Below are 12,483 nucleotides of genomic sequence, written 5' to 3'. Positions count from 1 at the left end.
CCCGGGCAACCCGAACGCGCAATCTTTTCACACCGCGCCCCGCAGCACTGGACGGGGGCGGTATTTGCGCCGAAAAGGGGGCATGAGCCAACCCCGCCTTGCCGCCCGCGCGCTGATCCTGCGCGACAACCGCCTGCTTCTGGTCAACGCCTATCCGGGCGATCAAAGCGACCTGTGGTGCGCCCCCGGCGGCGGGGTCGAGCGGGGCGCGTCACTGCCCGACAACCTGGCGCGAGAGGTGTTCGAGGAAACCGGCCTGACCATCCGCGTGGGCGCACTGGCTCTGGTGAACGAGTTCCACGACCCGAAGGGCAGCTTTCACCAGGTGGAACTGTTCTTCCGCGCCGAGATCACCGGCGGCACCCTGTCCGACAACTGGCAGGACCCCGAGGCCGTGGTCACCCGCCGGCGGTTCTTTTCCGAGGCAGAGATCGCCACCCTGCGCTTCAAGCCCGACAGCCTGCCGCGGGTTGCCTTCGACGGCGCAGGCCCGGCGCGCTACGATCCGCTGGAAGCGATCGTTCGCTAGGCGATGGCCCGGCGCGCGTCGCGCTTGCTTCCGGGCAACTGCCTCACACCGTCAGCACGATCTTCCCGATATGGGCAGAGCTTTCCATCCGCGCGTGCGCCTCTGCCGCCTTTTCCAACGGAAAACTCTGATCCATGACCGGCGCGATCCGCCCCGCAGAGATCAACGGCCAGACCCGTGTTTCCAGCTCCCGCGCAATGGCGGTTTTCGCGGCCACCGATTGCGGGCGCAGGGTGGAGCCGGTGATCGTCAGGCGTTTCACCATCGCCGGAGCGAGGTTCAGCTCGACCTTCGGCCCTTGCAGGAAGGCGATCATCACCAGCCGCCCGTCCGGGGCCAACAGCTTCAGGTCCCGCGCGATGTAATCGCCGCCGACCATGTTCAGGCTGACGTCGATGCCCGCGCCGGCAGTCGCCTCGCGCAGGGCGTCCACGTAGTCCTCTTGCCGGTAGTTGACCGCAACTTCCGCGCCCAAACCTTCGCAGGCGGCGCATTTCTCGGGCGATCCGGCGGTGGTGAAGACCCGCGCGCCGAATTGGCGGGCCAGTTGGATCGCCGTGGTGCCGATGCCCGAGCTGCCGCCGTGGACGAGGAAACGCTCGCCCGCTTGCAGGCGCGCGCGCATGAACACGTTGCTCCAGACGGTGAAGAAGGTCTCGGGCAGGGCCGCGGCCTGTTCCATGCTCAGCCCCTCGGGGACCGGCAGGGCATGATCGGCGGGCGTGGTGACGTATTCCGCGTAACCACCGCCGGGCAACAGGGCGCAAACCGCGTCGCCGGGGCGCCAGCGCCCGACGCCGGGACCGACGGCGGCCACCTCGCCCGCGCATTCCAGCCCCGGCAGGTCCGAGGCATCGGGCGGCGGATCATAGGCCCCCGCGCGTTGCAGCGCATCGGGGCGGTTCACCCCGGCGGCGGCCAGTTTGATCAGGATCTCGCCCGGGCCGGGCACGGGCACGGGGCGCTCGGTCAGGCGCAACACCTCCGGCCCGCCCGGGGCGGAGATTTCGACGGCGCGCATCTTGGCAGCTTCGCTCATACCGTGGCCGCCATGCGGCTGTGCGCATAGTCCCAGTACAATTCGCGGGTGCGGCGGAACACCGGGCCGACGGACAGCGCGCGTTCCTCCAGCCGGTCCACGGGCATCACCTTGGAGGCGTTGCCGGTCAGGAAAATCTCCTCCGCCTCGTCGAAATCGGCAAGCGTGAGCGGGACTTCATGCACCCTGACGCCATCGCGCCCGAGCAACTCGATCACCCGCGCGCGGGTGATGCCGGCAAGGAAGGTCCCGTTCGGGACGGGCGTGAACACCTCGCCCCCGCGCACCATGAACACGTTGGTCGAGGCGGTTTCGGCGACGTTGTCCTCAAGATCCAGCGACAGCGCGTTGTGAAAGCCGCGCGCGCGGGCGTCGCGCACGATCCGCGCATTGTTGGGGTAAAGGCAGGCGGCCTTCGCCTCGGTCAGGGCCGTGTCCTGCCGGGGGCGGCGGAAGGGTGAAACCGTCAGCGACAGCGGGTTCGGCGCGGGCATCGGCAATTCCTCGATGCAGATCGCAAGCCGGGTGGAACCGGGGTCCGCGTCGATGATCGCGGGGCTCGCCTCGGTCGACCACATCATCGGGCGCAGGTAGAGCGACGCGCCATCGGGGCAGCGCGCGATGCCATCGCGCACCAGCGCTTCGATCGCCTCGGCCTCCATCGGGGGTTCCATGCCCATGGCGCGTACCGAGCGCGTGATTCGCGCGCAATGCAGGTCCAGGTCGGGCGACACGCCCTCAAAGGTGCGCGCACCGTCGAACACCATCGTGCCCTGCCATGTGCCATGGTCCGTGGCGCCCATGATCGGCGTGTTGCCGGTCTGCCAGCCGCCATCGAACCACGTATGCGCATACTTGCCGAGCGCCATGCCTGCCTCCACCAAATGCCTTTGCGAGGCAACCTAAGCGGAGGTCAGGGCCGGGACAAGTCAAACGACGGCCCGCGAGCCCGCCGATTACGGCTTCCAGCGCCCGGGCATGTCGTCCCGCGCGGGGCCGGGCGCGCGCACCTTGTCGAAAAGGCGTCCCGGGCCGGCCATGAACGCGCGCCCCAAGGGGTTCTCACGCAGCCGCGCCTTGGCCTTCTCGATCTGCATGACATCGCCGATCCGGCGCGCGATGAAGGCGCGGGTCGCGCTCATGTCCTCGCTCTCGTCCCCGAGCCAGAACAGCACGGAGGCGGAGTAAACGCCCGACAGCGTCGCGCGCTTGGTGTACCAGTTCACATCATCCGAGGTGTCGCCCAGCGCGGTCCAGATCGTGTCGGCCGTGTGCCAGATCGCCCGCGCCCCGTCCGGCGCGTGATGGGGCAGCGCGAACATCGCGACAGCACGTCGCACCGCCTCGCGGTGGGGGGCGATCAGCTCCAAGCGCAACTCTATCGCGCGCGCCACGCGGTCGGAATACCGCAGGCTGTTGAGGTCGCCGGCCTCCATCGCGTCCCCAAGGGCCGCGTCGTTCAGGTAGTGAAACGCCAGCGCCAGATCGATTGCGCCGCGCGGAAAGGCCAGCCGCGCCAACCCGGGGTCCACCCCGGCATCTTCGACTGCCTCGGCAAGGGTGCGATCGGACCAGCCGTCGAACGCGACGTTCGGCAAGGCGGCCTCAACCACCCGCGCACGCACCTCTTCCACCGGGTCGGGGCCCGTCTCGCGTTGTGTTTCCGTCATGTCTACTCTCTCTTGCTTCGCCGCATCCGGGTGTGGACACCACGCCGTGACGTTGCTATATAGCGCGTCCCTGCGATATTTCTAAAACTCTTAACCCGAAAGGTGGTGAAAGCCAGTGCAGGTACAGGTTCGCGACAACAATGTCGATCAGGCGCTTCGGGCGCTGAAGAAGAAATTGCAGCGCGAAGGTGTGTTTCGTGAAATGAAGCTTCGGCAGCATTTCGAAAAACCCTCCGTGAAGAAAGCTCGTGAGAAAGCGGAAGCGGTACGCCGTGCGCGCAAGCTCGCGCGTAAAAAACTTCAGCGTGAAGGTCTTCTTTAAAGACATTGCGTGACCAGCCGGGGTTTATCCCCGGCGTCAGACGGGCCCCGGGCGAAAGCTGCGGGGCTTTGTCATTTCAGGCGGGTGCATTCCCAAGGGGGGCCGGATGACGGACACCGACGGCAAGCGGATTTACGCGATCGGCGACATTCACGGTTGCCTCGGCGCGCTTGAGCATGTGCTTGGCCGGATCGCGGCGGACTTCTCCGCGCGCCCGCACCCTGCCCCGGTGACCCTGTGCGTCGGCGATTATGTCGATCGCGGCCCCGATGCGCGCGGCGTGCTCGACCGGCTTTTGGCGCTGGATGGCGCGGTGCTGCTGCTCGGCAACCATGACGAGCTGTTCCGGGACTTCCTGCTCGGCGACCTGCCGGGCGAGATGTTCGCCTCCTGGCAGCGCGGCGCGATGGGCGGGCGGGAGACGCTCGCCTCCTACGGGCTCAACCCCGGGGTCAGCCCGGAGGAGGCCCGCGCGGTCGCGCCCGCGTCCCACCTCGGGTTTCTGCAACGCGCCCCGCGCCTCGTGCGGATCGGCGGCTATGTCTTCGTTCACGCGGGGATTCGCCCCGGCGTGCCGCTTGATCGGCAGGACCCCCATGACCTGATCTGGATTCGTGAGCCGTTCCTCAGCTGGACCGGGCCGCATCCGGGCATCGTCGTCCACGGGCACACCCCGGTGGAGCGCGTCACCCATCACGGCAACCGGATCGAGATCGACACTGGCGCGGTCTTCGGCGGCCCCCTGTCCTGCCTGGTGCTGGAGGGGGACACGGCCATGGTGCTCGGCAGCGACGGGCCCCGGCCCCTTACGCCGGTGGGGTCGCCGCGCGGGAAAGCCGGTCGTTGATCGCGATCCCCAGCCCGTGGGCGGGGATCGGATCGACCAGCACCTGGCGCACCCCGGCGTCGCGGGCCACGGCGTCGATGTCGTGCAGGGCCGCGAACAGGTTGGCGGCGGCCTCGACCAAGTCACCGGTTTCGCTCAAGCTGATGCCGCGCCGCCCCTTCAGCGGGCCGAAGGCCAGCCACAGCGCCCCGGCATCCGCGACCTCGGCATTCAGGTGCAGCGCCACGTCCGGCGCGTAGTGCGAGGCAAGCTGACCCGGCGCACGCACGCCATCCCCCGGCCCGTGGGGAGTCGTGTCGCGCGGCACCGGGCCGATCATCGCCTCAACCGCCTCGATCGGCAAGCCGCCGGGGCGCAGCAGCGTCACCGCCCCCTCCGGCTCGACCGCCAGGATCGTCGACTCAAGCCCGACGCCGGTCGGCCCCGCGTCGAGCACCCCCGCGATCCGCCCCGAAAGCCCCTGCATCACGTGATCCGCCGTGGTCGCGCTGACCTTGCCCGACGGGTTGGCCGAGGGCGCGGCAACCGGGCGGCCGAGCGCGCGCAGCAACGCCTGCGCCACCGGGTCGGCGGGCACGCGCACGGCAACGGTCGGCAGCCCCGCGCTGACCAGGTCCGCCAGGCCGCTGTCCGCGCGCAACGGCAGCACCATGGTCAGCGGCCCGGGCCAGAAGGCCGCCGCCAGATCCGCCGCAACCTGCGGAACGCTGGCGATCGCCTCAACCTCGGCAAGGTCCGGCACATGCACGATCAACGGGTTGAAGCGCGGCCGCCCCTTGGCCGCGAAGATCCCCGCGACGGCGCGGTCGTTGGTGGCATCCGCGCCAAGGCCATAGACCGTTTCCGTCGGGAACGAGACAAGCTGCCCCTCGCGCAGCATCGCCACGGCGGCGCGCAATCCGCGCGGCGTGTTGCTCAGGCGAATCGTGTTGGGTCCGTCGGCTTCGGTCATGACGCGTGGTCCCTTCTTGTCCGGCGGGGCCGGAATACCTACTGTGCGCGCAAATATGGGATGATCCCGAATATCACAAGCACAGGCAAGGAGGTGGTCCATGGGATATCGGGCGCCATTGACGGAAATGCAGTACTACCTGACCCATGTTCTCGGTGCGGACCGCCTTGCCGCGACCGAGCTTTTCTCCGAAGCGACGCCCGACATGATCGACGCGATCCTGACCGAGGCCGCCCGCCTGTCCGAAGACGTGCTCGCCCCCCTGAACCGCGCGGGCGATGAAACCCCCGCGCGGCTGGAAAACGGCTTCGTGCGCACCTCGCCCGGTTACGCCGAAGGGTATCGCGCCATTGCCGAGGGCGGCTGGACCGCGATGACCGGCGCGCCTGACTGGGGCGGCATGGGCCTGCCCCAGGCGCTGAGCACCTGCGTGGTGGAGATGATGTCCAGCGCCTGCCTGTCGCTGGCGCTGAACCCGCTGATGACCCAGGGCCAGATCGAGGCGCTGGAACATCACGCCAGCGACGCGCTGAAGGACCTGTACCTGCCCAAGCTGAATTCGGGGCAATGGACCGGCACGATGAACCTGACCGAGCCTCAGGCGGGCTCGGACGTGGGCGCTCTGCGCTCCCGGGCCGAGGATAACGGCGACGGGACCTACGCGATCACCGGGCAGAAGATCTATATCTCCTGGGGGGATCACGACGTGGCGGAAAACGTCTGCCACCTGGTGCTGGCCCGCCTGCCGGATGGCGTGCCGGGCACCAAGGGGATCAGCCTGTTCCTGGTGCCGAAGTACCTGCCCGACGCGGCCGGCAACCCCGGCGCGGCGAACAGCCTGAAGGTCGTCTCGCTCGAACACAAGATGGGGCTGCACGGCTCGCCCACCTGCGTGATGCAGTATGACGGCGCGACGGGCTGGATGGTCGGCGCGCCCCACGGCGGCATGGCGGCGATGTTCACCATGATGAACAACGCCCGGCTCGGCGTCGGCGTCCAGGGGCTGAGCCAGGCCGAAGCCGCGTACCAGCACGCGCTGGCCTACGCGATGGAGCGCACGCAGGGCCGGTCGCTGGTGAAGGACGGCACCGGCACGATCCTCGATCATGCGGACGTGCGCCGCATGCTGATGACGATGAAGGCGCTGACCGCGATGGCGCGGGCGATCTGCCTGGACTGCGCGCTGTCCATCGACCTCGGGCGCAGCGGCGACGCCGCCGCGCTGGCCCGCGCGGCGGTGCTGACGCCGATCGCCAAGGCCTTCGGCACGGACACCGGCTGCCGCGTGGCCGAGCTGGGTGTGCAGGTCCACGGTGGCATGGGCTATATCGAGGAAACCGGCGCGGCCCAGTATTACCGCGACGTGCGCGTCACCGCGATCTACGAGGGCACCAACGGCATTCAGGCCATGGACCTTGTGGGCCGCAAGATGATGTCGGACGGCGGCGCGGCGATCTTCGCCCTGCTGGACGCGGTGGTCGCGACAGCCGCCGAAACCGGCGCGCCCGCGCTGGCCGATGCAGCCGCTGCACTGCGCGCCACGACGCGATCCATGCTGGACGCGGACGACCCGAACCAGCGTTTCGCCGGGGCCGTCCCCTACCTGCGCGCCTTCGCGCTGGTGCTGGGCGGGCACTACCTGCAACGCGCCGGCGCCGCGGGCGGCGGAAACCGCGCCGCGCTGGCCCGTTTCGCGCTGAACCAGCTGCTGCCCGAGGTCCACGCCCTCTGCGCCGCCGCCACCGCCCCCGCGGACGACCTTTACGCCCTTTCAGCGGAGGCCCTTTCCTCGTGAACAAGCCGCTCCTCAGCCAGGAAATCGCCTATCCCTTCGACACCGCCCCCGCCGCAGGTGAGGCGCGCGAGGTCGCGCCCGGCATCCTCTGGGCGCGGCTGCCGCTGCCTATGGCGCTGGATCACGTCAACATCTACGCGCTGGATGAGGGCGACAGCTGGACCATCGTGGACACCGGCCTGCACACCCGCGCATCCCGCGCGGCCTGGGACGGGCTGCTGGACGGCCCGCTGGCCGGAAAGCCGGTGGCGCGGGTGGTCCTGACCCATCACCACCCGGACCACATCGGCATGGCCGGATGGCTGGTCGAACGCTTCCAGGCAGAGGTCTGGACCACGCGCACCGCCTTCCAGGTGGGCCGCGCGCTGTGCCTTGACGCGCAGCCCGCGCTGACCGCCGAGGCCGAGGCGTTCTATCGCCGCGCCGGGATGGACCCGGCCATCCTGGAGCAACGCCGCACCACCCGGCCCTTCAACTTCGCCGATGTCGTCTATGCCCCGCTTGAGCGGTTCCACCGCCTGTCCCAGGGGCAGCTTTTCCACGCCGCGGGGCGCGACTGGCGGGTGGAAATCGGCCACGGCCACGCGCCCGCCCACGCGACGCTCTGGTCCGAGGATGACGCGCTGATCCTGTCGGGGGACCAGATCCTGCCGGGCATCTCGCCCAATCTCGGCGTCTATCCATCCGAGCCTGAGGCGGACCCGGTCGGCGAATGGCTGGAAAGCTGCGAGCGGCTGCTGGCGCGCACCCGTGGCGAGCCGCTGGTGCTGCCCGGCCACAAGCTGCCCTTCACCGGCGTGCACCCGCGGCTGGCGCAACTGATCGACAACCACCACGGCGCGCTGGCGCGGCTGGTCGAGCACCTCGCGACGCCGCGCACCGGGGGGGCGTGTTTCAAGCCCCTGTTCAAGCGCGACATCGGCGAAAGCGAATACGGACTGGCCCTGGCGGAAACCCTTGGACACCTGAATCACCTGGTCCGCACCGGCAAGGCGATCCGCACCCTGGGTGAGGACGGCGCCCACCGCTGGCGGCGCGCCTGAGCGGCGGGGCGAAGGCGGGGCGAAAAGGAACGCGTTTTCCTAGGGTTTGGCCCCGATGCACGGCGCGGATTCAATTGCCCGCGGGTGTCGCTTCCTACGTGACATTCTGCTAGCGTCGCATTAAGGCAATGCGCGAAAGACGCCCACGCGAGAACGGAGAAATCGTCAAATGAGCGATCATGAACACGGCAAGATGGACGTAAGCGATCACGAGAGAACCTTCGAAGGGTTCATCAAGTTCTGGATCTGGCTTTTTGGCATCAGCGCCGGCGTCCTCATCTTCCTGGCGATCTTCAACTCCTGATGGGTCTGGCGGGCGACCGGATCCGGCCTTGGCTGCTCCTGTCCGCCCTGCTAGTGCCGCTCATCACGGCAACACCCGGCTTTTCCGTTGAAAACAGGACGGTTGAGCGGTTCGTGCGCCTGTCGCAGGCGTTCCACGACCAGTTGCCCCGCTCAGGTATCGCGGGGCTTTCCCCCGCGGCGCAGCGTGCGCGGGCCGTGTGCATCCTGTCACGCTTCGAAACCGGATATGGCCCCGACGGGGTTGCGGCATTGATGCGATTGATGTCCGTGCTATCCAGTGGCGCGGAGTTCGATGATCCAAGCATCGTTGCCTTCAACGAGCGATTCGGCGGCTCCTACGACAGGATCGTTGGCGAATGCACCCGCGCCTCCAGCGGGTCCTAGGCCGATCAGGGGATCTGGTGGAAGGATGGCGATGCGAATCATGCGTATCATTGTCGGTTTGATGGTGCTGGGCCTTGTCGCGGCCTGCGCCGTGGAAGAAGGGGCGAGCGTCCAGCAGATCGACGCCGCGCGCGCGGTGACGGACAAGCCGCCCTCCATCGCGGTCGTGACGATGGTCAAGCGGCGCGACAACCGCGCCGCGCACTCCGCCCTTGTGATCAACGGTTCGCAGCAGGTGATCTACGATCCCGCGGGGTCCTTCAGCCACCCCGAACTGGTCGAGCGCGGCGATATCCTTTACGGCGCGAACGACCGGCTGGTGGACTATTACGAACGCTACCACGCACGCTCCGCCTATTTCGTGCATGTGCAGAAGTTCAACGTGTCGCCAGAGGTGGCCGAGATCGCGCTGAACCGCGCCCAGGCGCAAGGGCCAAGCCCCAAGATGTTCTGCAACATCGACACCGTCGCCGTCCTGAACGAGGTGCCCGGCTTCGGCGGGCTGAAAAGCAGCTTCTTCCCCGAGGACCTGCGCCGCCAGATCGCCCAAAAACCGGGCGTGCAGAACCGCTACCTGTACGAGGAAGACCACGGCAAGAACGTGCCCATGAACTGAGCCCGCCCCGCGGCGCGCGCCGCACTATTCATAGCGCAGCACCGTCGCCTTGCCCCCGAACACCCTGTAGGCGAACACCGTGTAGCCAAGGATGATCGGCAGCACGAACACCGCCCCGTAGAGGATGATCAGCAGCGCATCGCGGGACGCGGCCGCCTGCCAGATCGTCAGCTGCCCCGGCACGATGTAGGGGAAGAAGGAATAGGCCAGCCCCACGAAGCCGAGGATGAAGATCGCGGCGGTGATCCCGAAAGGCGCCCAGCGCAGCCGGTCCCCGGTGAAGGGCATGTCGCGCACCAGAAGGAACAGCAGGACGAACAGCCCCCCCGCCATCAGCGGGATCGGCGCGAGGTAGAGCGCCTCGGGCAGGCGGAACCATTTCGCGAAGATCTCGTCACTGGCCAGCGGCGAGGCGATGGAAATCGCCACCATGCCCAGCGCCATCGGCAGGATCAGCCGCCGCGCCCATTGGGCGGCCGCCAGTTGCAGCACCCCTTCCGTCTTGGCCAGCAGCCAGGTCGCCCCGATGAACGCATAGGCCGCCGCAAGGCAGACCCCGGTGAGCAGCCCAAAGGCGAAGCCCGACAGCGACTGATCCAGCCCGATCACGTAAACGCCCAGCATGTAGCCTTGCGCCAGCGCCGACATCGCCGAGCCGGCGAAGAACGTCATATCCCAGGTCCGCTTGCGCGCGCTCGGGGCCTTGGCGCGGAATTCGAAGGCAACGCCGCGCAGGATCAACCCGATCAGAAGCAGCAGCGTGGGCAGGTACAGCGCGGTCAGGATTGTGCCATGGGCCGCCGGGAAAGCCACCAGCAGCAGGCCGACGGCGAGGACCAGCCATGTCTCGTTCGCGTCCCAGAACGGCCCGATGGAGCCGATCATGATGTCGCGCTCGCCCTCGTTCACCAGCGGCGACAGGATGCCGACGCCCAGGTCGAACCCGTCCAGAACCACGTAGATCAGGATCGACAGCCCCATCAGCCCCACGAAGGCCAGGGGCAGCCAATCCGCCAACATCTGTTCGATCGTCATCATCCTACTCCGCCGGTACGGGCATCGGCCCGGTGATACCCTTGTCCAGGTCCTTGTCCTGCCCCTGCGTCGCCTTGCGCGCCAGGTGCAGCAGCGCCCCGATATAGGCCGCCAGCAGCACGCCATAGATCGCGAGATACAGCGACAACGACAGCCCGAGGATCGGCGCCGGGTGATCCGCCGCCGCCGTGGCCGTGTCCAACACTCCGGTCACAAGCCAGGGCTGGCGTCCGATCTCGGTCACGTACCAGCCCGACAGGGTCGCAACCCAGCCCGAGAAGGTCATCAGCACCAGCGCCCGCGCGCCCCAGACGCCGGGATTGGCATGACGCCACATGCGCCAACTCAGCGCCCAGGACACCGCCAGCATCGCCAGCCCGATGCCGACCATGATGCGGAACGAGAAGAACACCGGCAGCACGGGCGGGTGCAGCACTTCGCCCGTTTCGGTGACGAAGTCGTTCAGGCCCGGCACCACGCCGTCCGCGTGATGGGTCAGGATCAGCGACGCGCCGTTGGGGATCGTCAGCTCGAACCGGGTTTCGCGGGCCTCTTCATCGGGGATGCCGAACAGGACCAGTGGCACGTTGGGGCCGGTGTCCCAGTTCGCCTCCATCGCCGCGACCTTGGCGGGCTGGTGCTCCAGCGTGTTCAGCCCGTGCAGGTCCCCGACAAGGATCTGCGCCGGAATCAGCAGGGCGGCGGTGAACACCCCCGCGCGCAGCGCCTTCATCAGCCCGGGCGAGCGGTCCCCCCAGAGCCAGCGCAAAGCGGAGATGCCCGCGATCAGGAAGCTGACCGTCAGGAAGGACGCGATCAGCATGTGGACAAGGCGATACGGCATGGAGGGGTTGAAGATCACCGCCCACCAGTCCGTGGCGAAAACCTGCCCGTCGATCACCTCGTACCCGGCGGGGGTGTGCATCCAGGAGTTCAGCACAAGGATCCAGAAGGCCGACATAGTGGTTCCGAAGGCAACGAGGAAGGTCGCCAGCGTGTGCACCCGGCCCGAAACCTTGTTCCAGCCGAACAGCATGATGCCGAGGAACACCGCTTCAAGGAAGAAGGCGGTCATGATCTCATAGGCCAGCAAGGGCCCGGCGATATTGCCGACGGTTTCCATGTAGCCCGGCCAGTTGGTGCCGAACTGGAAGCTCATGGTGATCCCCGACACGACCCCCAGCCCGAAGCTGAGCGCGAAGACCTTCACCCAGAAGCGATAGGCCGCCATCCACGCCGGATCGCCCGAGCGGTTGAAGCGCACCCGCAGGTACAGAAGGAACCATCCCAGCGCGATGGTGATCGTGGGGAAGAGTATGTGGAACGAGATATTCGCGGCAAACTGGATCCGCGCAAGCATCAGGGCGTCCATGGCAGAACTGCTCCTATAACCATTATGCCCTCAGAAGTAGGCCCGTTTCCCCCCACACCAATACGCCGGGCCTGTGACAGACCGTAGCAGCAGGCCTGCTGGCCCGTCGACCCGGGCCACTTGTCCGGCGTGTAAATACACCTGCCGAAACAGATGACGGCGCGTAATCGCCACGCGCCTGTGGTAGTATTCAGGCGTAACGATCAGAGGAGTACTTACGATGACCATGATTGCACGCTGGCACTTCGATGCAAAATTCGGCCACAAGCAGGAGGCGATCGCCCTCAGCAAGCAATGGGATGAGCAGATCGGCAAGCAGACCGACATCGACATGGACAAGGCGCGCATGCTGTCCGGCTCGGTCGGGGCGAAGGAATCCTCGGTCCAGATCGAGTTCGAGATCGACGGCCTTAGCGAGTTGCAGGACTTCTTCGACAAGATCGCCGGCATCAAGATGCACGAGGATTGGGGCAAACGCATGGGAGAGGTGATCGTCTCCGGCTCCACCTATTGGGAGGTGTTCCGCGTCCTCGACTGATCCTGACGGGGCGGACGCAAGCTATTGCCCAGCCC

15 protein-coding genes are annotated in these 12,483 nt (G+C 67.6%); 9 read left to right on the top strand and 6 right to left on the bottom strand.

The genetic code is table 11. From position 1 onward, the window contains the following. Positions 1–82: 82 nt before the first annotated feature. Positions 83–529: an NUDIX domain-containing protein gene (locus tag DJ029_RS10500; RefSeq protein ID WP_112322377.1), complete on the top strand. Its 447-nt coding sequence runs from the start codon at positions 83–85 to the stop codon at positions 527–529. A gap of 43 nt (positions 530–572) precedes the next feature. On the opposite strand, the gene DJ029_RS10495 is transcribed toward DJ029_RS10500, so the two are convergent. The 3 genes from DJ029_RS10495 to DJ029_RS10485 all read right to left on the bottom strand — a co-directional run bounded on the left by DJ029_RS10495 (position 573) and on the right by DJ029_RS10485 (position 3,238). Continuing rightward, positions 573–1,568, bottom strand: coding sequence for an NAD(P)H-quinone oxidoreductase (locus tag DJ029_RS10495; RefSeq protein WP_112322376.1), 996 nt, complete (start codon positions 1,566–1,568; stop codon positions 573–575). After that, a complete protein-coding gene (locus tag DJ029_RS10490) occupies positions 1,565–2,437 on the bottom strand; it encodes a branched-chain amino acid aminotransferase (RefSeq protein WP_112322375.1) in 873 nt (290 codons plus the stop codon). Before DJ029_RS10490 ends, DJ029_RS10495 begins: the two co-directional genes overlap by 4 nt. 87 nt (positions 2,438–2,524) lie before the next feature. After that, complete coding sequence (locus tag DJ029_RS10485; protein WP_112322374.1) at positions 2,525–3,238, bottom strand: COQ9 family protein; 714 nt, start codon at positions 3,236–3,238, stop codon at positions 2,525–2,527. 115 nt (positions 3,239–3,353) lie between these two features. Between DJ029_RS10485 and rpsU the strand changes: the two genes are divergently transcribed. Together rpsU and DJ029_RS10475 are read left to right on the top strand one after the other, a co-directional pair. Beyond that, a complete protein-coding gene (rpsU, locus tag DJ029_RS10480; protein WP_112322373.1) occupies positions 3,354–3,560 on the top strand; it encodes a 30S ribosomal protein S21 in 207 nt (68 codons plus the stop codon). A gap of 106 nt (positions 3,561–3,666) precedes the next feature. Beyond that, positions 3,667–4,407, top strand: a complete 741-nt coding sequence (locus DJ029_RS10475; protein WP_112322372.1) for a metallophosphoesterase family protein — start codon at positions 3,667–3,669, stop codon at positions 4,405–4,407. Here the strand turns inward: DJ029_RS10475 and DJ029_RS10470 are convergent. Then, positions 4,367–5,359: an L-threonylcarbamoyladenylate synthase gene (locus tag DJ029_RS10470; protein ID WP_112322371.1), complete on the bottom strand. Its 993-nt coding sequence runs from the start codon at positions 5,357–5,359 to the stop codon at positions 4,367–4,369. The two genes, DJ029_RS10475 and DJ029_RS10470, sit on opposite strands and share 41 nt — an antisense overlap. A 100-nt stretch (positions 5,360–5,459) precedes the next feature. Here DJ029_RS10470 and DJ029_RS10465 point away from each other — a divergent pair, with 100 nt between their 5' ends. The 5 genes from DJ029_RS10465 (at position 5,460) to DJ029_RS10445 (ending at position 9,503) form a co-directional block, all read left to right on the top strand. Beyond that, positions 5,460–7,154, top strand: coding sequence for an acyl-CoA dehydrogenase family protein (locus DJ029_RS10465; protein WP_112322370.1), 1,695 nt, complete (start codon positions 5,460–5,462; stop codon positions 7,152–7,154). Beyond that, entirely contained in the window at positions 7,151–8,197 is a 1,047-nt protein-coding gene (locus DJ029_RS10460; protein ID WP_232823042.1) for an MBL fold metallo-hydrolase, read from the top strand. Before DJ029_RS10465 ends, DJ029_RS10460 begins: the two co-directional genes overlap by 4 nt. A gap of 169 nt (positions 8,198–8,366) precedes the next feature. Continuing rightward, entirely contained in the window at positions 8,367–8,501 is a 135-nt protein-coding gene (locus tag DJ029_RS10455) for an aa3-type cytochrome c oxidase subunit IV (protein ID WP_112322369.1), read from the top strand. Further along, on the top strand, positions 8,501–8,887 hold the full coding sequence (locus DJ029_RS10450) for a hypothetical protein (protein WP_112322368.1): 387 nt from the start codon (positions 8,501–8,503) through the stop codon (positions 8,885–8,887). The genes DJ029_RS10455 and DJ029_RS10450 overlap by 1 nt, the downstream gene beginning before the upstream one ends. A gap of 40 nt (positions 8,888–8,927) precedes the next feature. Further along, the gene (locus DJ029_RS10445) at positions 8,928–9,503 is read left to right on the top strand and encodes a hypothetical protein (RefSeq protein WP_157966340.1); all 576 of its coding nucleotides are present in this window, start codon (positions 8,928–8,930) and stop codon (positions 9,501–9,503) included. Positions 9,504–9,527: 24 nt separating this feature from the next. On the opposite strand, the gene DJ029_RS10440 is transcribed toward DJ029_RS10445, so the two are convergent. Beyond that, entirely contained in the window at positions 9,528–10,541 is a 1,014-nt protein-coding gene (locus tag DJ029_RS10440; protein ID WP_232823041.1) for a cytochrome d ubiquinol oxidase subunit II, read from the bottom strand. 1 nt (position 10,542) lies between these two features. Next, complete coding sequence (locus tag DJ029_RS10435) at positions 10,543–11,910, bottom strand: cytochrome ubiquinol oxidase subunit I (RefSeq protein WP_112322366.1); 1,368 nt, start codon at positions 11,908–11,910, stop codon at positions 10,543–10,545. Positions 11,911–12,130: 220 nt separating this feature from the next. On the opposite strand from DJ029_RS10435, the gene DJ029_RS10430 reads away from it, so the two are divergent. Continuing rightward, positions 12,131–12,448, top strand: coding sequence for a hypothetical protein (locus DJ029_RS10430; RefSeq protein ID WP_112322365.1), 318 nt, complete (start codon positions 12,131–12,133; stop codon positions 12,446–12,448). Positions 12,449–12,483 lie beyond the last annotated feature (35 nt).

Source organism: Oceanibium sediminis (assembly GCF_003265325.1).
Lineage (GTDB): Bacteria > Pseudomonadota > Alphaproteobacteria > Rhodobacterales > Rhodobacteraceae > Halovulum > Halovulum sediminis.
The sequence above is the reverse complement of the archived record's forward strand: the minus strand, read 5'-3'. Positions and strand labels throughout refer to the sequence as shown.

Coding starts and splice junctions, on each gene's coding strand:
- DJ029_RS10500 (WP_112322377.1), top strand. CDS start 83: ATGAGCCAACCCCGCCTTGCCGCCCGCGCGCTGATCCTGCGCGACAAC.
- DJ029_RS10495 (WP_112322376.1), bottom strand. CDS start 1,568: ATGAGCGAAGCTGCCAAGATGCGCGCCGTCGAAATCTCCGCCCCGGGC.
- DJ029_RS10490 (WP_112322375.1), bottom strand. CDS start 2,437: ATGGCGCTCGGCAAGTATGCGCATACGTGGTTCGATGGCGGCTGGCAG.
- DJ029_RS10485 (WP_112322374.1), bottom strand. CDS start 3,238: ATGACGGAAACACAACGCGAGACGGGCCCCGACCCGGTGGAAGAGGTG.
- DJ029_RS10475 (WP_112322372.1), top strand. CDS start 3,667: ATGACGGACACCGACGGCAAGCGGATTTACGCGATCGGCGACATTCAC.
- DJ029_RS10470 (WP_112322371.1), bottom strand. CDS start 5,359: ATGACCGAAGCCGACGGACCCAACACGATTCGCCTGAGCAACACGCCG.
- DJ029_RS10465 (WP_112322370.1), top strand. CDS start 5,460: ATGGGATATCGGGCGCCATTGACGGAAATGCAGTACTACCTGACCCAT.
- DJ029_RS10455 (WP_112322369.1), top strand. CDS start 8,367: ATGAGCGATCATGAACACGGCAAGATGGACGTAAGCGATCACGAGAGA.
- DJ029_RS10450 (WP_112322368.1), top strand. CDS start 8,501: ATGGGTCTGGCGGGCGACCGGATCCGGCCTTGGCTGCTCCTGTCCGCC.
- DJ029_RS10445 (WP_157966340.1), top strand. CDS start 8,928: ATGCGTATCATTGTCGGTTTGATGGTGCTGGGCCTTGTCGCGGCCTGC.
- DJ029_RS10440 (WP_232823041.1), bottom strand. CDS start 10,541: ATGATGACGATCGAACAGATGTTGGCGGATTGGCTGCCCCTGGCCTTC.
- DJ029_RS10435 (WP_112322366.1), bottom strand. CDS start 11,910: ATGGACGCCCTGATGCTTGCGCGGATCCAGTTTGCCGCGAATATCTCG.
- DJ029_RS10430 (WP_112322365.1), top strand. CDS start 12,131: ATGACCATGATTGCACGCTGGCACTTCGATGCAAAATTCGGCCACAAG.